Source organism: Maribacter aquimarinus (assembly GCF_047345505.1).
GTDB lineage: Bacteria > Bacteroidota > Bacteroidia > Flavobacteriales > Flavobacteriaceae > Maribacter.
This window is the reverse complement of the sequence record NZ_JBLFEO010000028.1, coordinates 1-20,972: the sequence shown is the minus strand read 5'-3', so window position 1 is coordinate 20,972 and position 20,972 is coordinate 1. Positions and strand designations below refer to the sequence as shown.

The window sequence follows — 20,972 nt, the reverse complement described above, 5'->3', positions numbered from 1 at the left end:
AAAACATGTTAGTACCCAAGAAGAAAGTGCCCCATCTGGAAGTGCCTTTGATCAATGACACCCAATGGAGCCTGGAAGCACAGCGCAGCGAAACTTTTACCCTGATCACCTTTTACCGTGGCCTGCACTGTCCCATCTGCAAAAAACATTTAGAGGGCTTGGCCAAGCATCTGAAAGCTTTCAGTGAACGAGGGGTAAACCTCATTGCCATTAGCTGTGATGGCGAAGCCAAGGCCAAGGAAGCGGGCGAGAAATGGAACATTCCAGAGCTGCCCATTGGCTATGGGCTAAAACCGGAAACCGCCAAGGAATGGGGACTGTTCCTTTCCAAAGGCATCTCCGAAGATGAGCCCAAAACATTCTCTGAACCGGGATTGTTCCTTATACGTCCCGATCAAACCCTTTATGCGAGCAGCATACAGACCATGCCTTTTGCCAGGCCGCAGTGGAAAGAGATATTGGAAGCCGTGGATTATGTTAAGGACAAGGATTACCCGGCTCGTGGCGGCGCTTCATAGGGGCCGTGGCCCGGCAAAGAACGCTTTTGCGCTTGGTTCACCTTCATAAGCTAGGGGGTTCCTTCCCGGTGGCAGGCAAGGTTGTTCCATTGGGGCAACCCCCGAAGGTATTCCATCAAGAAAAGTTCAAAAAAAGGGGTAAACTCCCCTCATCAATTGGGCGGTATGGTTTGGAACCAGTGGTTCTGAACCAGGCGCCACAAAACGAGAACATATGAGCATTCTGGCAACCAGCAAACATCAAATGACCTTTATCTATAGTTCGGATTCCCATTTGGGCCAACAGATTTTGGGCTATCTCCAGGGCAGCAAGAAAAAAACGATTGCCCTGAACATTAACAAAAGTCCGCTGGCAGACACGGTCTGGACCTCCTTGGCCGAAGACCTACAGGTGCCCTTGGGAGCCCTTTTCGCGGCCTCCCATCCCGATGTGCCCGACTTTGGGGACACCAGCAAATTTTCCACGGAAGATTGGTTAAAGCTCATTAACGAACATCCAGAACTGTTGCAACGGCCCATTGTGGTGCACAACGGCAAAACGGCCCAACTGGCCAACCGGTCCCAAATACTCCGCTTTTTTGGCGTGGATTCTGCGGGACTGAAAAAAACAATGTCCCACGAGGAGCCCACCACCCAGGCCACCACGGACAACGAGAAATTTATTCGCTAAACAGGTCCAATTGGGCGTATGCCACTAATGCCCCTTGCTCCCCGAGTTCCCAAAACAAGCACTTATAAAAACGATGCCCCCTAGCCGGCACGGCAAAGACAGCCCAAAGAATACCGAATCTATCTCCTTCGGTTACCATAGACCGGCCCAAACGGTACCCCTTGCACAGGATGTACATATTACTCTTTTCTATCACCGATGTGTAAAAAATAGCGTGGAACGTTTGTAATACCCCATTGGTAAATGCAAAAAAAGAGGGGCATCCTAAAATTGTACCATCTTTTCCAAAAATTGTATAACACACGCTCTCTTCAATTTCTTCAAATTTGTGCAAACTGTAAAACAGAGCGTACCGTGAAAAAAATATTGGACCTTTTTCTAGACGATTTTAAGAAACGAGCCATACCCAAGAGCCAGAAAGAGCAAAAAGACCAGAAAGAAAATCGGCCCCGAAACTTTATCATGGGCATGACCAACCAAGAACAAATGGAGTAAACGACAACCGCATTTCCCTTTTCTTGGCCCTATGGTTTGGACCGCGCCGTAATTAGACAACGAACACCATTAAAAAATTGAAACGATGAACACTATTGATCTTACATCACCGAACATAAGGCACATCTTTGCCCAACTCCAAAAACACTTGGGCGGTACCCTGGAACAGGACCCGGACGAATTTTGTTTGAGCGTGGACAATGACCGGGCCCGCGGACAGATCAAGGGCGTAAACCTAAAAAACAATTTTGTCTTTGTGGAGTATGACATTACCTTTTCCCAAGACACGGCGATCATTAGGTACGGTGGGGCCACCAAGCCCATTTACTTCCTGTATTGCGCAAAGGGCCAACTACAGCACAGTTTTGACGTGGGCGGGAAAAAACGCCTCTTGCAACAGTTTCAGACCGGTATCTTCAGCAGTTCCACGGGACATGGTTCCGTCCTTAGCTTTAGAAAGGACAACGCCGTGCGCGGCACGGTCATCACGGTGGCCACAGCGGGCGGCCCCACGCAGGATTCCAGTTCAGATATCCTGCGCGAGCGTTTGGTGCACCACTTTATGCCCAAGGCCCCAACTGAGACTTTCCACTACATTGGATCCTACAACCTAAAGATATCGGAGCAGCTCTATGCCCTACAGACCATACAGCAAACAGGGCTGGTGCGCAACCTTTTGGTCAAGGGTATTTTGCACATTCTCTTGGCGCTGGAAATAGAACAACACCAAGAAGACCGCGAGAATGCCGGTCGTCTGGGCACCCTTACCCATGATGAACTGGACATGATCAGGGAGCTTTCACATTTCATCAAAAACTTTCCGGACCAACGCTTCTCCATACAGATGCTGGGTAAAAAATCCGGCCTTTCTCCGGCCAAATTACAGGAAGGCTTTAAGTTTTTGCACGGGATGACGGTCACGAACTACATAAGGAAAATTAGGGTGGAATATGCCGAGAAACTCATAAAGACCACAGACCTGAACATCACGGAAATTGTGTATAGTGTGGGCCTCACCAGCCGAAGCTACTTCTCCAAAATCTTTAAGGACAAGTACAACTGCAGCCCCAAGCGCTACCAAGACAATCAGCAACGGGCCATGGTGAACGATTGAGATGTACCAACCCGAAGCCTTGAGAATGGTCACTGCTCCCGATCGGAGCAATGACCATTTTTTTATCAACCGCATTCCGTTCAAAATGAACTGGATATCACAAAGAAAAAGAGCATCACCGTGTTATCTTATCTGCAATTAATAATCCTTAAAAACAAGAACTATGATTTTGAAAAATATGACATCGCAATTTTTGGGCCTTTTGGCCCTGGCCGTCCTCTGGAGCTGTGGCCCCAAAATATCTTCCACGGTAAAGACGGACAAAAATTTATCGGCTTATGAGACCTACGCCTACCTGCCCAACAGCAGCATATCATCCTTGGACAAAACCAATCAGTCCGAAAATGTGGGCGAAGACATCATAGCGGCCATGAACCGGAACATGCAGGAAGCTGGGTACACCATGAACCGCCAAGATCCCGATCTTTTGGTGGTGATCAATACCAATTACGATAGGGAAACCGATGTAAATGTGGATCGTGACCTGTATTACGATTATAATTACGCCTACTATCCCTATACCACTGCCCTGCCGGTAAACAATTATTACAATGACAATTATTACTACGGCTATGACAGCTACAATGACATCATTGACTATGACCTTACCCTGGAACGCTATACCGATGCCGATATGGTGGTGAGCTTGGTGGACAAGGATACCCGAAACATTGTGTGGACCGGATCTGTGGATGATTTTTATACCTACCAAAGCAGGCCCACAGAAGAGGTGGCCGATTTTGTGGATGATATTTTTGACGATTATCCGACACTTACCCAAAAATAAGGGAACGCTATGGGAAGCGCAGGCCAATGCCCGATATCTTCAGTGATATCGGGCATTGATTTTGGCCGCCCAACCATTTTTAAACCATTTCACCAAAAGGACTGCTCCGCCCAGTTTCACGCCAAAAAATTAATGTTTTCGGCTAAGGTCTATCGCTTTGTTCCCTTTTATTTGTGGCGTGCACTATTACAGGGGCCATATCGCAACAGGTGGATGGGCATTGATCGTTGGGGCAATTTTGGCCTTGGTGAGCGATGCCGTTGGCATTTTGGTGTATTAGGGACATGATCCCATTAGGCAAACCATCAGTCAATTGGCGCAGGGACCCTATGCCTATATCCAAGACACGGGACTGGTGCTACTGGCCTTGGGCATGCTGATGGCAGCGCTGGGCCTGTACCTGAACATGAAACAGGGAACCTACCTACGGTGGGGCATTTTTTCTCTGGGCACCACGGCGCTGGCCATTGCTTCCCTTGCTATTTTTAACAGCCATATTGGCCAGCCGGGAACCACGGTGCACCGTGCTTTTGCCGCGGGAATAGGACTTTTGTTCACGGCCAGCGCCATGCTCTTGGGCCACGCGGCACAACAAAGACATTGGTCATGGGCGCGACCCAGTATGGTGTTGGGCGCCCTTTTTTTACTGGCCTGCCCGGGAGTGTTCCTGGTGCCCCAGGCCTGTCAAGGAATTTATGAGCGAGGCGTGGCCCTGCTCCTCTTGGTTTGGTGCTGGCTTTTGGGGCATGCGCTCATCAAACAAAAACAATGAACGGGAAGGTTATTCCCACAAAATGGATAGTATGGAAAACGAAGAGCACGATCAAAGAAAAACGATGGAACCAAATCAAAAAAACAAAATGCGCAATGACCAGTACAGGAAAGAGAAAAGGGCCAATCCGTTTGTGCGCTGGGTGTTCATTGCCCTGGCCGCCGCAACCTTTTTGGCGCTGCTCTACGCCCTATTTGCGGAGCCTAGATTGCTGTAGGCCATGGTCCTTTCTTACCCCCCTACCAAAGCCCCCCAAGCAAGATATAGGGAGCCACCATTGAAAATGTTGCACCCGGTTGATGTATTGGACTCTAGCCAAATGCGTGTACAGTTCCATTTGGCCAAAATTTTGACCATGGAAGCATGGCCGTCGCCACGGCCCTTGCGCCAATGTGTGCGCAGCGGTTCGTATGAAAAGGGCTTATAGCCCCAACGCAATATTTAAGGCATCATTTGGATGAAATGGATCGCTTTACCTTATCTGTCGGTAAAGGACCATCCGTTGTTGGGCGTAAGTACCCGGTCTACCACGTGAATGATGCCATCATTGGCCTCTATATCCGAGGCAATGATCGTTGCGCCACCAAACCTCGGGGAGTTGCCGGCGTCACTTTGGGTTACCGGCAAGGTTTTACCGTTTTTGGTAAGTACTTCCTCTTCCCGCCCCAAATCGGTAACGGACATTACAGTGGGCAGATAATGAAAATTCACAAAATCGATCAGCGCCTTTCTGTTGTTGGGATAAATGAGGTATAGATACTGCTCTTGTGGCATTTGATCCATAGCGTCATTGGTGGGTATGAACAGGGTGTGCGGGGCTGAGAGCTCGGTGGAGGTGCCCAGCCCGGATAGGGCCACCAACATCATAAAGGTACTGAGCTTGCGCTCCTGTTGGCCCACTTGGGCTGCACTAAATTGATCCGAATTGGAAAAAACGGGAAGGTCTTGCGCTTGCGCTTGGGACAGCGTAAAGAGCAGGGCCCCAAAAAATATCAGGGTACGGTTTGTAGGTATCATCGTAGAAAATTTTAAAGGTTCTTGGCCAAGGACGAAAATTTGCGGCTCTTCCCTTTGTCCTAACCAAACATTGTTTAACGCTAATCGCCGAAAACCATTCCTTGGACATCCAGAGCCGTGAACCGCGGCATGGGCGCGAGAACTTTCCCTGAAACATTTTATACCAAGATGATCCGCCATAGGGGTGCACCATCCCATAAAACCAGGACTTATCCGGTTGAGGTGTGGCCATCGCCAAGGTGCTTCGGCCAACATGGGCCCGGCGATAAATGTCATTGGGTATGGAAACCGTAATGTCATTTTCAACGCATCATTCGGGTTTACCTGGGACCATCAGCGCAAATAAAATATTTATTTTTCCTGTACACCCTGGAGTAGATATGCGGCCACCTCTTGGTCCTGGTCTTGGGTGTGCAACACGGCTATGTCTCCAGTGCTCTCAAAAACAACGGCCCGTACCTGTCCCAAGTGAAGCACGTTGGCCTCCCGGAGTTTGGAGCGCAGGTCGCTCTCCGTGACCCGGGCCTTTTTAAGGTTTTCGTAAAGAATTGTCTTCCCCGACATGAGCAGAAGGGGTTGGTTGTCCGTCAATTTCTCTACAAGCGCATACCGCCTTAGAAAAGCCGTTCCCAATTGAATGAGGTACAGGAACGCAATGCCCGCGGCGCCCTCCCAAAGACTGGTGGACTTGCTCAGTACCGTGTTGGCAATCATGGAACCAATGGCCACCGTTACCGCAAAATCAAAACTGCTCATTTTGGAAAAGCTTCGTTTGCCGCCCACACGGGTAAAAATCACCACGGCCACATAAATGCCCATTGCCGTTAATCCTATGGCCACAAATGAGGTTGTGGAAATACTGAACCATTCTTCCATTTTTTTTTATTTAAGGGGTCCTTATGTTTAATGTCTCGGCGATGGGGCCATTAGTCACAGGCCATCTTTTTGCAGGGATCGTGCCCCCAATTTTTTAGGCTATAGCGCCAATTGGATGTCTTTATGTCTTTTTCCGGGCCCTGTGCACGGTGCCGATTCACGTAGCCCACCACCTTTTTCATGTGGTCATAGTCCTCTTGATCCAGCTGTTCCTTTTTCTTCTTCTTGATCTGGATGATGCGCTTGCCACTCTTATGGCCTATGGACTCCCCGTCGCCACTATCTTGGCCCACCTCTTTCGCCTTGTCCGTGTCCAACCAATCTTCCAATTCGGAAGGGGTCATGTTCACCGCATCATAAAAATCTTGATAAATCGTTTCTTTTTCTGTTGGCATATTGCTCTTGTTTTAGTTAGATTTCATATTCTCTACATAAATTGCTTTTGTGGTCGTAAAGCGGCTTCGCCATTTTGTTGTCCGAGGCTTCGTATGGGAAATAGCCATATTTGAACTCTCTGTAATATTCAATGGGCGCTCTTCGGTGCTTTTCCCTAAGGTACTGGGCTACGCCCCTGGCCCCGGCAGTGTTTTTTTTGTATGGCCCAACCTTAATCCGCTTTTTGAAGGGCCCAGTGTTTTCGTTCCACTTTTGCGGCCCCCAAAGCTTTTTGCAGGGCCTTGTTGCCTTCAAATGTTGCTTGCCGAAGCACCCGAAATTCTACCGAGAGCTCCACGCGGTCCCGCTCAAAACACCAAGGGGCCACCGTGAGATCGCCGTTCTCCAGTTCCATGACAATGCTGGTCTTCTTGGAGAGGGCAGCGTTTATTTCCAGCGCTCGGCCCCTTCCCGGCACCTGTTCCTGGCACAGGATGAGGGAGAGCCGATCGCAAAAGCGCACCAATTGGTAAGCGGCCTTGGCCTCCTCCGGGGAGGCGCCGTACAAATCACACACCGGATGCACCGTTTCTTTTAACGAGTCCAAAAAACTTCGCATTCCTTGGTGATCCATATCGCCGTACAGAAAGTCCAGGTGCAGGTACACCATTAAGGCCGTCCAGGCAGATTTGGCCCGTGACCTATGGTAGATCCGCCGGGCACGTTCCACCGCTTTTTCCTTGGGCACTTGGTTTTCCATAAAATCAATGGGGGTGCCCAACTGGCTCAAATAGTCCTTCTCGTTAAAATCCAGCTGGTGGTCATCGTGTTCCGTGACCGCCACCCAGGTCTCCATCCAAGCCTTGGGGCGCATCTCCCTTTTTAGATGGTGTGCAATGGTTCCGGCCAAAAGACCGTGGGCCGCTTGGTACACCACGTGCCAACCCTGATTTGTGTTCCTAACGATCATAACGTCTTTATTTTAGGTGAACCCAGATGTGGCAACATAGCAATGTTGTGCACTTCAAGGTATTCCCGGGGCCATATTAAGGATTGCCCTGATGGGCGCTTGCCCGTAAACGGCAAATCTTTATCGCAATGCCAAGGGAAACGGACCCATTGGCTATCGGAGGATCCGTTTCCACGATGGAGGCGAACACAAGATCAATCGATGGGGGTTGACCCATGTTGTAAATGGGACTTTGGCAACCTGGATGCACAATCCCATAAAATCAGGACGGTTTGGCTAGAGGAACGGCCATTGCCAGGATGATCGGGAGAAAGGGGGCACAGTCACCGGTTTTGCCATAAAGTACAGTCGTAATGCCTGGTTTGGTGCAGCATCTGGGCGTGAAGCAATAACGGCCATAATTATCTGCACCACGGCACTGTTTGTCCCCATCATTATAGATCTTGGCCCCGTCAGGAATATGGCGGTGGCAGATGTAGTGCCGTGAATTTAACCCAGATTAAGGGCACCTTATTGAAGATACACCCAGATATGACTGTGCAACACGAGATGTTAAACACACATTTAATAAAAAGAAAACGACTATGGATTTAGGAATTAACGGAAAAACAGCAGTGATCACCGGGGCAGATTCGGGGATCGGTAAGGCCACCGCAAAGATATTGGCCCAAGAGGGCGCCAATTTGGTGCTCACGGACAAGGATGAAGATAGTTTGAACAAAGCCATGAACGAACTAAAAAAACATACCAAGATTTTTAACAATGTACACGGGCACACCGCCGACATTACGGACAATAAAGCGGTAAAAGCCTTGGCAGATACCGTGCTGGAGCATCATGGCGGGGCCCATATTGTGGTGAACAGCGCTGGGGCCCGTGGGGCGGCTGGTGACTTTCTCTCCCTTACGGACCAAGATTGGGAGGAAACCATTGCGGTAGATCTTATGGGTGCCGTGCGCATTGCCCGGGCCTTTGTGCCCCAAATGTTGGACAATGGCTGGGGACGCATGGTCATGGTAGCGTCCGAAAATGCCTTTCAACCCTATGTGGACGAAAGCCCGTACAATGCCTGCAAAGCCGCCATCATCAATCTGTCCAAATGCCTTTCGCGTTCCTATTCGGAAGAACAAATCCTCTTTAACTGTGTATCTCCCGCCTTTATAAAAACACCCATGACCGATGCCATGATGAAGGAGCTGGCCCAAGAGAAGGACATGTCTCAAAAAGAGGCGGCCGCTTGGTTTGCAGAGCACAAGAGGCCCCATATTGAAATGGAGCGCCGAGGGCGTCCGGAAGAAGTGGCTGCCGTGATCGCTTTTCTGTGCTCGGAGCGGGCCAGTTTTGTCAATGGCAGCAACTACCGTGTGGATGGCGGCTCAGTGGCCTCGGCCTTTGGATAATGGTCCTTGCCAGGGACAAATTGATTTGGGCCCAAAAAAGGCATTCTTACAAATCGAATGTTAAACCATCATCATCGGAAAATCCATAGCTTGGGCTATGTCCTTCAAGCGATGTATCTTCCTTGAAATGTAATATCAAACTAAAACATAGCACTAAAAAATTAATCTTAAATGAAAAAGACACAACCCCTATTGCTTCCCTATACTTCCAACAATTTGCGCTTGCCCAACCGGGTGGTCATGGCGCCCATGACCCGCAACAGGGCCACCAATGAGGCCAACCGGCCCACGGAAGACCTGCACGCCAAATATTATGCTCAACGTAGCTCCGCCGGCCTCATCATAAGCGAGGGAACCCAGATTTCCGAGGAGGCCGTGGGCTATGTGAACACTCCTGGAATACACACGATGGAGCAATTGACCGGTTGGCGCTTGGTCACCGAAAAGGTTCACGCCGGCGGCGGGCGCATCTTTGCCCAGTTATGGCACGTGGGCCGTATTTCGCATCCCGATTTTCACCAGGGGAAACCACCCTTGGCTCCTTCGGCGATCAATCCGTATGCCACCGTGTTCACCCCCGAGGGCGAAAAGGAAACGGTGACCCCGCGGGCCATGTCCCAACAGGATATAGACCGTACCGTTAACGATTTTGCTCAGGCCGCGGAAAACGCCCTTGACGCGGGTTTTGATGGCGTGGAGATCCATTCCAGCAACGGGTATCTGCTGCACCAATTTTTTAGCAGTACCAGTAACCACCGAACCGATGCCTATGGCGGAAGCCACGAAAACAAGACCCGTATCCTGTTCCAAATCCTGGATACGATGAAAAAGAGCATTCCGGAACAGAAAATAGGTCTTCGTCTTAACCCCTCCCTGCACGGCATTTTTGGGATGACCCTGGACGCCGACTCCCTGCCCACTTTTGATTATCTGGTGCACCGGCTAAACGACTATGATCTGGCCTACCTGCACCTTTCCGAACCCTTTAACGACGTAAGTGACAACCCCCACGCCGAAACCGAAGTTGCCCGAAGGTACCGGCCCATTTACAAGGGCACTTTAATGATCAATGCCCATTTTGACCAAGAAAAAGGCAATGCCGTGCTGGAGCGCGGCGATGCGGACTTAGTGGCTTTTGGCAAATTGTTCATAAGCAACCCGGATCTCGTGGAACGCTTTGAGCACCACGTACCGCTCACCGATTGGGATGCCTCCACTTTTTACACCCCGGGTCCAAAAGGATATACCGATTACGAAGCCAAAGCTAGGGAAGGCAGTGCCGCGAAATGAAACTTGGCGGTGCGGCCAAAACCAAAGAGCATGCAGCCGCCTTTCTAAAAATTGGGCAAAAGGCTGCCCCTGAACCCACGGAGAAAATACCACCTTTGGGCCCGGGACGGGCTGGAACCGTCCTTGAGCTGGGCTAAAAAAAAGAAGTTATGAATAGCGTTCAGGATGCACGTAATTACGTTAAGCCAAGTGGGCTACACTGGCTATTTTTGAGGTGTAGTCATCAGTGCCCGTTTAAGCACTCATGATGGTATTTCCCTAGAGTAGGGAAATTGTTTAACCTTATTAAAAATATCACGATATGAAAAAATTGATAACGAACCTGTTTGCAACAGTACTTGCAATGTTCTTGTTCAGTAACACGGCCACGGCCCAATGGGACGGCAATGACCCCTTTAGCATGGTGGACAACACTAAAATGTACACCACCCTGGAGTTGGCCTCGATGGACAAAAATCTATCCACCTTTGTAAATATGGTAACCTTGTCCGGATTGGCACCCTCCATGTTGATGACGGATGACCATACCCTGTTCATCCCCACCAATGATGCCTTCAAGGACATGTCCATTGAGCGGTACATGGAACTGACGGATCCAAAAAATCAAAGTGAATTGATCACTTTTGTCAAGTACCACGCGTTGCCCAACAAGTACATGAAAAGGGAATTTAAGGATGACCAAGTCATTACGGATCCCTCTCCCGACGAAATCACCGTATCCAAGGATGTTTTTGACAATGTCTATGTGGGCGGTGCCAAGATCGTTGAACCCAATATTGAAGGATCAAACGGCGTCATTCATATTGTAAATGCCTTGGTTACCCCAAACAAGGATTATATGTTGATTGACTAAACGATTTCTTGGACACCACCAATGTCCAGACCTTGATTAAAAAAATCCCACCATCAAAACGATGGTGGGATTTTTATTGGTTCCTTCGGTTTATTGGAAGGATTTCCCCATTGGCACCCAACCCCATACACCAATTCCCCGCAGATTGCTCCACGGGGAATACTGAACATCAAACAAACAAGAGGTAACCATTTCTATTCCAAGCCCAAGGCATAATATTTTTTCCCGGGCCGATCGGGATACACCCCTTCCAAGAGCAATCCGCCCTTCTTGGATTCCAACAATTTGATAAGGGCTTGGGCACTGTGCACCTCCTCACCGTCTGCATGGGTAATGATAAAGCCCGGGGCCATCTGGGTCTGCTGCCTAAGTTGGCCGGCTACAAGATCGGTCACCTCCACGCCTCCATCAAGGTTCAGTTTCTTGGCGGTAGCCTCATCCACCGTTTTTAAAGTGGCACCAAGGGAACGTAGTACCTCCCCATATTCTTTCTCAACCATATCGGTGCTGCCTTGGGCATTCTCCAAAACAATCTCCAAGGTGATTTTCTTGCCATTTCGGTCCACCACGGTGGCCAGGACATCCCCGGGTCGGTGCTGGGCCACGATTTCCTGCAGCTGGGGTGATGTGGCAACGTTTTTTCCATCTATCTGCACCAGAACATCTCCAGCTTTCATCCCGGCCTTGTCCGCGGCACTGTTTTGGGCCACATCTTCGATCCAGACCCCTTTTACAAAAGGCATGTACTTTTCTTTGGCCAGATTGCCGTCCATGGTGCGGATGGACACGCCCAGCATACCGCGCTGTACCCCTCCATATTTCAAAAGATCCTCCACCACCTTGGTCACAATGTTGCTGGGCACCGCAAAGCCATAGCCGGTATAACTACCGGTGCGGCTGGCAATGGCCGTGTTTATGCCCACAAGGTTCCCCTCAAGGTTTACCAGGGCCCCGCCACTGTTTCCCGGATTTATGGCGGCATCCGTCTGGATAAAGCTCTCTACCGCAAACTGCTCTTTGTTAATGTTGATGTTGCGGGCCTTGGCGCTCACGATTCCCGCAGTGACGGTAGAGGTAAGGCTAAAGGGGTTGCCAATGGCCAAGACCCACTCGCCCACCTTCACATCGTCCGAGTTTACCAAGGACATCGTCTTGAGCCCCTCGGCCTTGATTTGGATCAAGGCCAGATCGGTGGTGGGATCCGTGCCGATCACCGTGGCTGCATAGGTCTCGTTGTTGTGCAAGGTCACCTCCAGTTCCGTGGCATTGTCTATCACGTGGTTGTTGGTCACGATAAAGCCTTTCTCGTGGATTATGACCCCCGAACCGGTGCCCACCCTTGGACCCTGGGGCGGATTCCCCTCCGGCATCCGGAAGCGATCGCCAAAAAACTGCCTAAAGGGATCCGGCAGTTCCCTGGGGTTTGCCCGATCCGCGGCAGGGGCACCCTGTGTGGCTTTGATGTGCACCACGGCATCCAACACCTTTTCCGAGGTATCGGTAAAATCCAAGGGGGTAAGGTTCCCCTGGGCATCTTTTGTGTACAAAACGTTTTGGGCCGCCACACCGGGCACGGTGTGCACTACCGCCGTCTCCGCCTTTTCAGAGCTTAAAAGTCGTTGGCCGCCAATGACCGCCATACTGACCACCAAGGCCACCAGGGCCGAAAATAAGTACATGGTACTCGTTGTTTTTTGCATTTTCATTTTTTAAGGATTATATTGAACATATCAGTGTTGTGCTACGTAAAAGGCCTTGAGGGCCCCTTGTTTTGAGCTTTGTACGCTAAACAAAGCCCGTGCCACAAAATGTGAGGTTTTTCTTAAAGGATGATAATCTTTTCCCAACCCACCTGTCCGGTGCCGCAAGGGAAGGCACGGTATGAAAGCATATGGTTTGATTGGGAGCGCTCCGCGCCCCAATCCCTGGAGGACGCACTGGTAAGGGGAACAACGTGGCACATCTTTTGCAAAAAATAGGGGAAAGTTGAGGAAGAAGCATGAAATGGAATGAAGGAAAAAACGAGAAACCACTTTTTGGACGCTTTAGGACAATACTGTTTTTTACGTTATTGCTGCACCTGACCGTGGCCTTGGCCCAGAAACCCTTACCAAAACCCCTGGTTGAAGCTTTTGCGACCGCCCTGGAACACTATCCGGAATTGGCAAACGCCCGTATTCAGTTGAAATTAAAAAACGGACTTAAAAAGGCCACCATGCAGGCGCGCCCCACCTTTGGAAGTTTGTTCAGAAGGAGAGAACTGCGGCAATACACCATTTTCGTGAGCCGCCATTTTGCCATGGGCGGAAGAGCTTGGCCGGTGGCCGAAGCTCCCGAAGAGGTTTTGGTAGGTTGGCTGGGCCATGAGCTGGGCCATATTTTGGACTATGAGCAACACGGCAACTGGTCGATGCTGGGCTATGGCCTTAGCTACCTTTTCTCTAAAAAGCACATTGTCTCCACAGAGAAAAAAGCCGATCGCTGGGCCGTGCTGCACGGTATGGGGCACTATCTCAAGGAAACGAAAAATTATATCCAAAGCATACCCAACCTGTCTGACGCCTATAGGAAACGGTTGGAAAAATATTACCTCACCGCCCAGGAACTGGACAGCCTTGCAACAGAAGCGACCGATGCCCACAAATGTGATGGGGTCAGTGCGCCTTAACAATGGGGTGCCGGATTCTTGGAGGAGCACAAAAGGCCGATCCATGGCCTTAAGATCGTACGATATGAAAGTGCCCTGAAAAAATAACACCGTTTGGAAGGGGTCCAAACGGTGTGCTGTAAGTATCGAGAAAGGGCGCTCTGCTGGCCTAAGGAATGTACATTCCTATCGCTGCTCAATGCTGCTGTAGGTTCACATTTCCCTTGCTGCCCTTATGGTCTATGTTGCCCCCAATGGGCAGCTCACCATCAAAAAAGGATACCAGGGAATTGCTCTTGTTTTCCCAATAATAGGCATTTTCCATATTAACGTTCAACAAGGCCAGATTGGGATCGTCCTTGCCCTTGAACCATGTATTGAGGCGCTCGCTCCAGAGCGCATCCCGTTTTTGGTGGTCCACGATATGGATGGCATTGCCAAAGATGGACAGATAGGTGTCATGCGCCTTGTCCGTATAGATGAGCTGTACCCTGTTGTCCTCTTCAATGTCCCTGAAATGATCGGTATCCTTGCCCGAAAAGAACCACAGATCTCCCTGCCCGTCCATTTCCTGTAAGGTCATGGGGCATACGGAAAAGGGGATTTTGGTGAGCTTAGTGGCCATCATGAGCACACTGGGACTTATAATGAGTTCCCGGATTCTTTTTAGGGCTTCTTTCTTTTTATCGTAATCTATTTTTTCCATTGTCATTGTTTTATGGTTTTACATCTTGTTCTAAACAGCGGTGGTTTTTTTGCTAGACCAAAGTTTTTCGTCAGGAAAGGGCACTAGGCGGCGTGTTTCCTGCATTCCTCGGCACAGGCCCGGCAAGAGGCGGCACAGGTTTGGCAGTGCTCGTGGTCATGTTGCTCGCACTGCTCGGCGCACCATTCACAGATTTCGGCGCAGAGCCTACAATATTCGGGAGCGTGCTTGCTGTCTGCGATCATCAGCTTTATACAGGCCAAACAGGCCTCCACGCATTGCAGACAACATTGCGGGCAATCGTTGGTGCTGTCCTTACCTGCCATCTGTACCAAGCAGTTTTGGCAATCGATCCAGCACTGTTGGCAAGCGGTTATGCAACTTTCATAATTTGCGATCATAGCGTAATCGTTTTTATACATTTCAAAATTGAAAAACAGGATCGGGAGTGACCAAGGCCCTCCCGACTCCAAGCTGTCTTCAGTCCTTTCGGAACCTGTTATTCCCGGCTACGCGTGCTGCTCGGCATGCTTGCCCTCGCGGGTCTCCTCGATCACCTTGCTGCAAAAAGCTGGGAGATCGTCAGGGTTGCGGCTGGTCACCAATCCTTGGTCCACCACCACCTCTTGATCTACCCATTGGGCTCCAGCATTGACCACATCGTCCTTAATGCTCTTGTAAGAGGTAACCTTTCTCCCTTCAATGACCCCGGCACTGATCAACAACCACGGCGCATGGCAAATGGCGGCCACCGGCTTCCCGGCATCAAAGAATTCCCGTATAAACTGCAGCGCATCCTTATCGGTGCGCAAGGTGTCCGGGTTCAATACGCCACCCGGGAGCACCAGACTGTTATAATCTGCCATTTGGGCATCGGAAAGCTTTTTGTCCACCTGGACAGCGTCTCCCCAGTCCGTTTTGTCCCAACTTTTGATCTCACCGCTTTTGTTGCTGATGATGTGCACGGTGGCCCCTTCCTTCCTCAGGGCCTCCAAGGGTTCGAACAGTTCTGATTTTTCAAATCCGTCCGTGGCCAGAATCGCGACTTTCTTTTGTTCCAATTTCATTTGTTTCATTTTTAGGGTTCAACATTTCGTATTGCCCCAAAGTAAAAAAAGCGGCACCATCCCGGTAGCGGTAACCCATTAATTATGGATGGTATCCCATATTTGGCGATAAGGCTAAAATCATTATCATCCGTTATTTGTGTGAAAGCATCCACCACCTTGGGCCATTTACATTATTATGGAAAAGCGAAATGGCGAATAGTGGCCTATTGCCAACGAGAAACAAAGAATACCATAAGATGAAAAACGCTTACACAACATTTTTGCTGATGCTCCTCACCTCTGGCGCTGCCATGTACACCACCATGTATTTTAACAGCTATGTGTGGGAGCACGTATATTTTAGCTGGACGAGACTGTACATGACCTGCCTTGGCGTGGCGGCCATGGCACTGGTCATGTTCTTTTATATGCGCAAGATGTACAAGAACAGGGAAAAGAACATGGCCATTGTTATCGTGAGCGTTCTGGTGATGGTGCTGGCCACCTACCTGGTAAGGCAGCAAAAGCCCATTGGCGATGTGCGTTGGATGCAGGCGATGATCCCCCATCATTCCATTGCCATCCTTACCAGTACCCGAGCCCAACTGGAAGATGAAGAGGTACGCAAATTGGCCACCGAGATCATCGAGGCCCAGAAAAGGGAAATCGAGGAAATGAAGGCCCATTTGAAACGCTTGGAAAACGAAGCGGAATAAACTTGGTGTTGCCGCGTTCCCAGACCCATAGGATTTAAGCGGCAAGAATCAACTGACCTAATTATACCAATGGAAGCCGTGGAAAGGACAATTACAACATTGAAAAAAACAACATGCAAAGCACCCGGGAAATACGATGGTTCTTTACCGAAAACAGGGAGCACTTGGCACACTGGTTCCGTTCCAGGCACCAAAATGCCCCTGCGTGGGAAACCCATACCTACCTTAACACAGGCCACGCCAATCTGGGCATAAAGCTTCGGGACCAAAGGGTGGAAGTAAAACAACTAAAGGGCAACCGGGCCAAGGGCCGCCTGGCCAACAGGGTTTGGGGTTGTTTTGAAAATTATGTGAAATGGTCCCTGCCCTTGGAAAAAAATGGTTTCAGTGACACCATCGCCTACCAAGAACCGGAAGGCTGGACCAAGGTAAAGAAACAGCGCTGGCGCTTATGGTTGGGCCCCGAGAATGGCGATACCCTGCTGCACTCGTCCGCCCAATTATCTTCTGGCTGCCAGTTGGAGTATGCGGTGGTCACTATAAACGATGAGACTTGGTACAGCTTTGGCCTGGAGTGGTTTGGGCCTACCTTCCCCCATGTTCCGGAACCCCTCATATCCGATATGGTGGGGAACGTGGAATTCAATACGGCCCAATCCAAGGGGTACGCCGCTTTTTTATCCAAATACTTCACCTAAAAATGGCCCACAAACCTTTCGGTGGTGGGCCATTGCTGTTCTGTTCCACATCGTTGGGATGACAGCACCAACTTAATTGGTAATGGTGTTTTTGGCCCGGGACTTGTCCAAATAAATCTGTACCCCTAGGTTAAGGCCCAAGGCGTGCTGAAAATCGGTATTTCCACCGCCTGCCAATCCGTTGTACTTCCCGGTGAGCTCCAAGGCCACGTTGTCACTTACAAACAGGGCGTATCCGGGGCCAATGCCCAAGGCCAGCCCGTTGGTGGAGTTTCCACCGCTCACGTTAAAACCGGCAATGCCCGCATTGGTCTCAAAGAAGAACATGCCGCTTCTGGGCAGTTCGTCCGGGCCCAGATCGGAATCCCGAAGATAGTATCTCAAAAGTCCCTGAACCCCATACACCGTGGTTTCTGCGGCAGCCCCGTTTACTTCTGGCGACTTGGTAAAGCCCAAGTTCACTGCGGCGCCCACTAGCACCTTATCAGACACAAAGTACCCCGCCCTGGGGCTTATGCCAATATTGTAACCGGCACCTTCGTTAAGGCCAAAATCGAACCCGAAGAGTCCGCTACTGCCCTTGGTGATAATGCCACTGCCAATATCCGCTCCCAAAAGAAAATCTCCTTTTTCCATTTGTGCTTGGGCAGAAAACAATCCCATTGCGCAAATGAAGAGAAAGGCAATCGCTTTGGTCCAATTAGGGCTGTAGCGCCTACCGCGTTCATTGATGTTGTCTTTTTTCTTGGAAGTTCTATACTCCCCATACTTATTGAAAGTCATAGTTTTTATTTTTTTGTTCATTGTCAAAGCTAGCATCCAAAGGAGGAAGAAGGGTGTGGTATCGCTGTAAAAACTACGGCTAAACCACAAGGCCATGGCACTGATGCACTTGTGTGCAGACAAGGGACAGCACAGGTGTTTTTGCTTTACTTTATGGACAATTTTAAATTGGAACGGGCCAAGAATCCCAGTTGTGCCGCCCTATCTTGCCCAAAGCGGGTAAAAGGGAACGTCCATGGTTAAAAAGAATGGTCACCCCGGGGCATAAAACCACAGAGGTTAGTTGTGACCATTGAAAAACCATCATTATTATCGCATGAAATGAGCCTTAACCATGCTGGATACCAACCGAAATATTGATTGGCAAATTACACCCGCCTGAAACGGAACGGGCAGGTCTGACCTTAAAAGACAAATAAATAGCAAGAGATGAAATTTAATAAAATTAGAAAGCAATATTTGGTGCTGATCGTGCTTCTCCTTGTGGTGATCTTGATCTTCATTATACTCCCCCTGCTGGACATTCCCTTTATGGAACTTACCTCAGACATTCCCGACGCTTAAATTCCATTGAACTTCTGTTCATTGACCAACATCCTTTGCCGGGAACCAAAAAGTGAATGCGGCAACATACGAACGCATCGGGACCGCAAGAACGCCGCCGTCCGTTTACATTTAAGCAAAAACATGCGGGAAAAGAGAATGGTGATCATTGGGGGTGGCTTTGCCGGCATACACCTGGCCAAACAACTGCAAGGCGTTACCGGCATCCAAGTGACCTTGGTGGACAAAAACAACTACAATTTCTTTACGCCACTGCTCTACCAAGTGGCCGCAGGACTGCTGGATGTGTCCAGCATCTGCATTCCTTTCCGTACCCTTTTCAAGGGCAGGAAAAACCTTCAGTTTAAAATGGGCACCCTGGAGCGGGTGCTCCCCGATGCCAATGCGGTGGTACTCTCCACCGGCACCCTAACTTATGACTATCTGGTCATGGCCACGGGCACGCAGAGCAATTACTTTGGTATGGAAAACATAAGAAAGTACGCCCTGCCCATGAAGTCCGTGGAAGAGGCCACCCAACTCCGCAACTACCTTTTAAGGGAAGCGGAACGGTACGTGAACACGGAAGACGAGGACGAGCGCAAAAAGATGCGCAACATCGTCATTTCAGGGGCAGGCCCTTCCGGCGTGGAGATTGCCGGCATCTTGGCCGAAATGCGCAATCGTATCATGCAGGACATTTACCCGGAGTTGGACCATAAGAGTCTGAACATTTTTCTGGTGGATGGTGGGGACAGCGTTTTGCCCCCTTTTCGGGAACGTTCCCGAAATTATGCCTTGGAACAATTGAAGGCCCTGGGCATTCGGGTGCAATTGAACAAAATGGTGACCGACTACCGCAACGATGTGGTGCATTTTGAGGACGGTGACCGCCTGCCCACCAAAACCCTGATTTGGACGGCAGGGGTCATCGCGCACCAATTCCAAGGACTGCCGGAAAACAGTTATACCGAGGGCAACCGCTTGCAGGTAGATGCCCACTATAAGGTGGCCCATACCAAAAACATCTATGCCATTGGCGATGCCTGTCTGCAGACCAGCGATCCGGATTTCCCGGAGGGCCACCCCCAATTGGCCAGCGTGGCACAACAACAGGGCAGGCACTTGGCCAAGAACATTATGGCCATTTTGGATGATCGGCCCCCAAAGATCCGCACCTACAAAGACAAGGGCACCATGGCCATCATAGGGCGCAGCAAGGCCGTGGCCGATATGCATTGGCCAAAAACTTCCATTACAGGATGGTTTGCCTGGGCCGCTTGGTTGTTTGTGCACCTGTTTTTGTTGTTGAATTACCGCAACAAACTTAAAACGGGCTGGAACTGGGCCATTACCTATTTCGGGAAGGCCAGGAGCCAGGGCATTATGCTGGGCGAATATCCAAAACGGGACTTAAGGACGCACCAAAAAGAAGCCCCTTCCCAACCCTAAGCCCTAATGGCCCTAACGGTGAAGTAGTATGGAACAAGAGTTATACTAGGCGATACGGCCGCCAAAAACAAGGATATCACCAAAAAACACCCCATAAAATGGATCGCTACAATGACGACCATTCAAAAACAATAAAATGAAAAACAAGGAACAGAAAGACCACCAAATAGAATTGGAACAAAAGAGCTCTGAGGTGGAGGCCGGCAAAAAGCACAGTGACATCCTGAGCCGGGTGATCCATGAGGGTGAGGAGATTTTTAAGCTAAAAAGCAAATCTACCTTTCTCAGCGCCCTCATTGCCGGGTTGGAGATAGGATTCAGCTATGTTATGATCTGTACCCTGTACGAGTTACTGATGGGCACCTACCCCGAAGGCGTGGTGTACAAATGGTTCTCCCTGGTGTACCCCATTGGCTTTATTTTGGTGGTCTTGGGTAAATCTGCACTCTTCACGGAGCAAACCTCTTTGCTGGCCCTTCCCGTGCTCAACGGCCAGCGCAGTTTGGCGCAAATGTTTCGGGTGTGGGGCGTGGTCATTTCCGGCAATCTTTTGGGAGGTATTCTTTTCAGTTTTTTCATTGCCGCCCTAGCGCCTGCCTTGGGCCTCTTTACCACGGAGACCATGGCCAAGGTGGGCACCCATATTGTGGATTACGCCGCCTGGGTCATTTTGCTCAGCGCCATTGCCGCCGGTTGGCTCATGGGATTGTTGACTTGGTTATTGAACAGTACCAGCAATTCCCTTACCCGGCTCACCGTGGTGGTGATCATTACCGGGGTCATTGGTTTTGGTGGGTTTCACCACAGTATTGTGGGCAATATTGAGGCCTTTGGCGCCCTGTTGTATTCAGATAGCATTTCGTTTTTGGACTACCTTCGCTTTTTAGGCCTGGCCCTCTTGGGAAATAGCCTGGGCGGGGCCGTGGTGGTGGGCCTTTTTAAATACCGGATCTTCGCCACCAATTTCTACGGGTAACGGGCAGAACGTATGGTAAGACAGCATTTTGGAGCTACGATGTTCTAAGCGTACAGTTCAAGACATTGCGGCTGGTTTGTGTAAGATCGTTGTGAAATGTTGTTATAAATGGAAAGTATCCTTTGATTTTTACCGCTTGGCTATGAAAGCTACCCTGTCTTCGTAGTATTCAAAACTAGGGATTTCCAATCATTGTTGTTGATGTTCATGTCGTGTTGAAATGTGGGTATCTCTTTTTTGAGATATCCATATTTCAATGCGAAGC

General features: G+C 49.8%; 25 protein-coding genes. 16 read left to right on the top strand and 9 right to left on the bottom strand.

The window, feature by feature from the left end; all coding sequences use genetic code 11:
- Positions 1 to 5 precede the first annotated feature (5 nt).
- From ACKWCC_RS16115 to ACKWCC_RS16085, 7 genes are all read left to right on the top strand, one after another.
- Positions 6 to 518, top strand: coding sequence for a peroxiredoxin-like family protein (locus ACKWCC_RS16115; RefSeq protein ID WP_413996992.1), 513 nt, complete (start codon positions 6 to 8; stop codon positions 516 to 518).
- 214 nt (positions 519 to 732) lie between these two features.
- Positions 733 to 1,188, top strand: coding sequence for an arsenate reductase family protein (locus ACKWCC_RS16110; protein ID WP_413996991.1), 456 nt, complete (start codon positions 733 to 735; stop codon positions 1,186 to 1,188).
- A gap of 354 nt (positions 1,189 to 1,542) precedes the next feature.
- Complete coding sequence (locus tag ACKWCC_RS16105; RefSeq protein ID WP_413996990.1) at positions 1,543 to 1,683, top strand: hypothetical protein; 141 nt, start codon at positions 1,543 to 1,545, stop codon at positions 1,681 to 1,683.
- An 85-nt stretch (positions 1,684 to 1,768) separates the two neighbouring features.
- A complete protein-coding gene (locus ACKWCC_RS16100) occupies positions 1,769 to 2,797 on the top strand; it encodes a helix-turn-helix domain-containing protein (RefSeq protein WP_413996989.1) in 1,029 nt (342 codons plus the stop codon).
- 163 nt (positions 2,798 to 2,960) lie between these two features.
- Positions 2,961 to 3,584: a DUF4136 domain-containing protein gene (locus ACKWCC_RS16095; RefSeq protein WP_413996988.1), complete on the top strand. Its 624-nt coding sequence runs from the start codon at positions 2,961 to 2,963 to the stop codon at positions 3,582 to 3,584.
- A gap of 292 nt (positions 3,585 to 3,876) precedes the next feature.
- Positions 3,877 to 4,356, top strand: coding sequence for a DUF998 domain-containing protein (locus ACKWCC_RS16090; RefSeq protein ID WP_413997032.1), 480 nt, complete (start codon positions 3,877 to 3,879; stop codon positions 4,354 to 4,356).
- Between the two features lie 31 nt (positions 4,357 to 4,387).
- Complete coding sequence (locus ACKWCC_RS16085) at positions 4,388 to 4,573, top strand: hypothetical protein (protein WP_413996987.1); 186 nt, start codon at positions 4,388 to 4,390, stop codon at positions 4,571 to 4,573.
- Between the two features lie 260 nt (positions 4,574 to 4,833).
- Here the strand turns inward: ACKWCC_RS16085 and ACKWCC_RS16080 are convergent, their stop codons facing one another.
- The 4 genes from ACKWCC_RS16080 to ACKWCC_RS16065 form a co-directional block, all read right to left on the bottom strand.
- The gene (locus tag ACKWCC_RS16080; protein ID WP_413996986.1) at positions 4,834 to 5,373 is read right to left on the bottom strand and encodes a fasciclin domain-containing protein; all 540 of its coding nucleotides are present in this window, start codon (positions 5,371 to 5,373) and stop codon (positions 4,834 to 4,836) included.
- A 351-nt stretch (positions 5,374 to 5,724) separates the two neighbouring features.
- Complete coding sequence (locus ACKWCC_RS16075; protein WP_413996985.1) at positions 5,725 to 6,249, bottom strand: DUF421 domain-containing protein; 525 nt, start codon at positions 6,247 to 6,249, stop codon at positions 5,725 to 5,727.
- Positions 6,250 to 6,299: 50 nt separating this feature from the next.
- Positions 6,300 to 6,644 (bottom strand): DUF3140 domain-containing protein, encoded by a 345-nt coding sequence (locus ACKWCC_RS16070; RefSeq protein WP_413996984.1) that lies wholly within the window; start codon positions 6,642 to 6,644, stop codon positions 6,300 to 6,302.
- A gap of 212 nt (positions 6,645 to 6,856) precedes the next feature.
- Complete coding sequence (locus ACKWCC_RS16065; protein WP_413996983.1) at positions 6,857 to 7,594, bottom strand: DUF3891 family protein; 738 nt, start codon at positions 7,592 to 7,594, stop codon at positions 6,857 to 6,859.
- A gap of 584 nt (positions 7,595 to 8,178) precedes the next feature.
- Between ACKWCC_RS16065 and ACKWCC_RS16060 the strand changes: the two genes are divergently transcribed.
- The 3 genes from ACKWCC_RS16060 (at position 8,179) to ACKWCC_RS16050 (ending at position 11,137) form a co-directional block, all read left to right on the top strand.
- Positions 8,179 to 8,994 (top strand): SDR family NAD(P)-dependent oxidoreductase, encoded by an 816-nt coding sequence (locus tag ACKWCC_RS16060; RefSeq protein ID WP_413996982.1) that lies wholly within the window; start codon positions 8,179 to 8,181, stop codon positions 8,992 to 8,994.
- Positions 8,995 to 9,165: 171 nt separating this feature from the next.
- Positions 9,166 to 10,284, top strand: coding sequence for an alkene reductase (locus ACKWCC_RS16055; protein WP_413996981.1), 1,119 nt, complete (start codon positions 9,166 to 9,168; stop codon positions 10,282 to 10,284).
- A gap of 301 nt (positions 10,285 to 10,585) precedes the next feature.
- Entirely contained in the window at positions 10,586 to 11,137 is a 552-nt protein-coding gene (locus ACKWCC_RS16050; RefSeq protein WP_413996980.1) for a fasciclin domain-containing protein, read from the top strand.
- 194 nt (positions 11,138 to 11,331) lie between these two features.
- On the opposite strand, the gene ACKWCC_RS16045 is transcribed toward ACKWCC_RS16050, so the two are convergent.
- Complete coding sequence (locus ACKWCC_RS16045; protein ID WP_413996979.1) at positions 11,332 to 12,816, bottom strand: Do family serine endopeptidase; 1,485 nt, start codon at positions 12,814 to 12,816, stop codon at positions 11,332 to 11,334.
- Positions 12,817 to 13,136: 320 nt separating this feature from the next.
- On the opposite strand from ACKWCC_RS16045, the gene ACKWCC_RS16040 reads away from it, so the two are divergent.
- A complete protein-coding gene (locus tag ACKWCC_RS16040; RefSeq protein WP_413996978.1) occupies positions 13,137 to 13,805 on the top strand; it encodes a hypothetical protein in 669 nt (222 codons plus the stop codon).
- Positions 13,806 to 13,980: 175 nt separating this feature from the next.
- Here the strand turns inward: ACKWCC_RS16040 and ACKWCC_RS16035 are convergent, their stop codons facing one another.
- The 3 genes from ACKWCC_RS16035 to ACKWCC_RS16025 all read right to left on the bottom strand — a co-directional run bounded on the left by ACKWCC_RS16035 (position 13,981) and on the right by ACKWCC_RS16025 (position 15,557).
- The gene (locus ACKWCC_RS16035) at positions 13,981 to 14,490 is read right to left on the bottom strand and encodes a pyridoxamine 5'-phosphate oxidase family protein (RefSeq protein WP_413996977.1); all 510 of its coding nucleotides are present in this window, start codon (positions 14,488 to 14,490) and stop codon (positions 13,981 to 13,983) included.
- Positions 14,491 to 14,573: 83 nt separating this feature from the next.
- Complete coding sequence (locus ACKWCC_RS16030) at positions 14,574 to 14,891, bottom strand: four-helix bundle copper-binding protein (protein ID WP_413996976.1); 318 nt, start codon at positions 14,889 to 14,891, stop codon at positions 14,574 to 14,576.
- A 108-nt stretch (positions 14,892 to 14,999) separates the two neighbouring features.
- On the bottom strand, positions 15,000 to 15,557 hold the full coding sequence (locus ACKWCC_RS16025) for a type 1 glutamine amidotransferase domain-containing protein (protein WP_413996975.1): 558 nt from the start codon (positions 15,555 to 15,557) through the stop codon (positions 15,000 to 15,002).
- 239 nt (positions 15,558 to 15,796) lie between these two features.
- Here ACKWCC_RS16025 and ACKWCC_RS16020 point away from each other — a divergent pair, with 239 nt between their 5' ends.
- Both ACKWCC_RS16020 and ACKWCC_RS16015 read left to right on the top strand, forming a co-directional pair.
- Entirely contained in the window at positions 15,797 to 16,255 is a 459-nt protein-coding gene (locus tag ACKWCC_RS16020; RefSeq protein WP_413996974.1) for a DUF305 domain-containing protein, read from the top strand.
- Between the two features lie 113 nt (positions 16,256 to 16,368).
- Complete coding sequence (locus ACKWCC_RS16015; RefSeq protein WP_413996973.1) at positions 16,369 to 16,953, top strand: hypothetical protein; 585 nt, start codon at positions 16,369 to 16,371, stop codon at positions 16,951 to 16,953.
- Positions 16,954 to 17,025: 72 nt separating this feature from the next.
- Here ACKWCC_RS16015 and ACKWCC_RS16010 read toward each other — a convergent pair whose 3' ends face one another.
- Entirely contained in the window at positions 17,026 to 17,736 is a 711-nt protein-coding gene (locus ACKWCC_RS16010) for a hypothetical protein (RefSeq protein ID WP_413996972.1), read from the bottom strand.
- A gap of 429 nt (positions 17,737 to 18,165) precedes the next feature.
- On the opposite strand from ACKWCC_RS16010, the gene ACKWCC_RS16005 reads away from it, so the two are divergent.
- The 3 genes from ACKWCC_RS16005 to ACKWCC_RS15995 all read left to right on the top strand — a co-directional run bounded on the left by ACKWCC_RS16005 (position 18,166) and on the right by ACKWCC_RS15995 (position 20,707).
- Complete coding sequence (locus ACKWCC_RS16005; RefSeq protein WP_413996971.1) at positions 18,166 to 18,300, top strand: hypothetical protein; 135 nt, start codon at positions 18,166 to 18,168, stop codon at positions 18,298 to 18,300.
- A 123-nt stretch (positions 18,301 to 18,423) separates the two neighbouring features.
- Positions 18,424 to 19,731: an NAD(P)/FAD-dependent oxidoreductase gene (locus ACKWCC_RS16000; RefSeq protein WP_413996970.1), complete on the top strand. Its 1,308-nt coding sequence runs from the start codon at positions 18,424 to 18,426 to the stop codon at positions 19,729 to 19,731.
- A 136-nt stretch (positions 19,732 to 19,867) separates the two neighbouring features.
- Positions 19,868 to 20,707 carry a formate/nitrite transporter family protein gene (locus ACKWCC_RS15995; protein WP_413996969.1) on the top strand — a complete coding sequence of 280 codons (840 nt, stop codon included), beginning with the start codon at positions 19,868 to 19,870 and terminating at the stop codon, positions 20,705 to 20,707.
- The last annotated feature ends 265 nt before the right edge of the window (positions 20,708 to 20,972 follow it).

Coding starts and splice junctions, on each gene's coding strand:
- ACKWCC_RS16020 (WP_413996974.1), top strand. CDS start 15,797: ATGAAAAACGCTTACACAACATTTTTGCTGATGCTCCTCACCTCTGGC.
- ACKWCC_RS15995 (WP_413996969.1), top strand. CDS start 19,868: ATGAAAAACAAGGAACAGAAAGACCACCAAATAGAATTGGAACAAAAG.
- ACKWCC_RS16095 (WP_413996988.1), top strand. CDS start 2,961: ATGATTTTGAAAAATATGACATCGCAATTTTTGGGCCTTTTGGCCCTG.
- ACKWCC_RS16085 (WP_413996987.1), top strand. CDS start 4,388: ATGGAAAACGAAGAGCACGATCAAAGAAAAACGATGGAACCAAATCAA.
- ACKWCC_RS16015 (WP_413996973.1), top strand. CDS start 16,369: ATGCAAAGCACCCGGGAAATACGATGGTTCTTTACCGAAAACAGGGAG.
- ACKWCC_RS16050 (WP_413996980.1), top strand. CDS start 10,586: ATGAAAAAATTGATAACGAACCTGTTTGCAACAGTACTTGCAATGTTC.
- ACKWCC_RS16045 (WP_413996979.1), bottom strand. CDS start 12,816: ATGTACTTATTTTCGGCCCTGGTGGCCTTGGTGGTCAGTATGGCGGTC.
- ACKWCC_RS16115 (WP_413996992.1), top strand. CDS start 6: ATGTTAGTACCCAAGAAGAAAGTGCCCCATCTGGAAGTGCCTTTGATC.
- ACKWCC_RS16005 (WP_413996971.1), top strand. CDS start 18,166: ATGAAATTTAATAAAATTAGAAAGCAATATTTGGTGCTGATCGTGCTT.
- ACKWCC_RS16025 (WP_413996975.1), bottom strand. CDS start 15,557: ATGAAATTGGAACAAAAGAAAGTCGCGATTCTGGCCACGGACGGATTT.
- ACKWCC_RS16070 (WP_413996984.1), bottom strand. CDS start 6,644: ATGCCAACAGAAAAAGAAACGATTTATCAAGATTTTTATGATGCGGTG.
- ACKWCC_RS16030 (WP_413996976.1), bottom strand. CDS start 14,891: ATGATCGCAAATTATGAAAGTTGCATAACCGCTTGCCAACAGTGCTGG.
- ACKWCC_RS16065 (WP_413996983.1), bottom strand. CDS start 7,594: ATGATCGTTAGGAACACAAATCAGGGTTGGCACGTGGTGTACCAAGCG.
- ACKWCC_RS16000 (WP_413996970.1), top strand. CDS start 18,424: ATGCGGGAAAAGAGAATGGTGATCATTGGGGGTGGCTTTGCCGGCATA.
- ACKWCC_RS16060 (WP_413996982.1), top strand. CDS start 8,179: ATGGATTTAGGAATTAACGGAAAAACAGCAGTGATCACCGGGGCAGAT.
- ACKWCC_RS16075 (WP_413996985.1), bottom strand. CDS start 6,249: ATGGAAGAATGGTTCAGTATTTCCACAACCTCATTTGTGGCCATAGGA.
- ACKWCC_RS16100 (WP_413996989.1), top strand. CDS start 1,769: ATGAACACTATTGATCTTACATCACCGAACATAAGGCACATCTTTGCC.
- ACKWCC_RS16080 (WP_413996986.1), bottom strand. CDS start 5,373: ATGATACCTACAAACCGTACCCTGATATTTTTTGGGGCCCTGCTCTTT.
- ACKWCC_RS16040 (WP_413996978.1), top strand. CDS start 13,137: ATGAAATGGAATGAAGGAAAAAACGAGAAACCACTTTTTGGACGCTTT.
- ACKWCC_RS16110 (WP_413996991.1), top strand. CDS start 733: ATGAGCATTCTGGCAACCAGCAAACATCAAATGACCTTTATCTATAGT.
- ACKWCC_RS16055 (WP_413996981.1), top strand. CDS start 9,166: ATGAAAAAGACACAACCCCTATTGCTTCCCTATACTTCCAACAATTTG.
- ACKWCC_RS16010 (WP_413996972.1), bottom strand. CDS start 17,736: ATGACTTTCAATAAGTATGGGGAGTATAGAACTTCCAAGAAAAAAGAC.
- ACKWCC_RS16035 (WP_413996977.1), bottom strand. CDS start 14,490: ATGGAAAAAATAGATTACGATAAAAAGAAAGAAGCCCTAAAAAGAATC.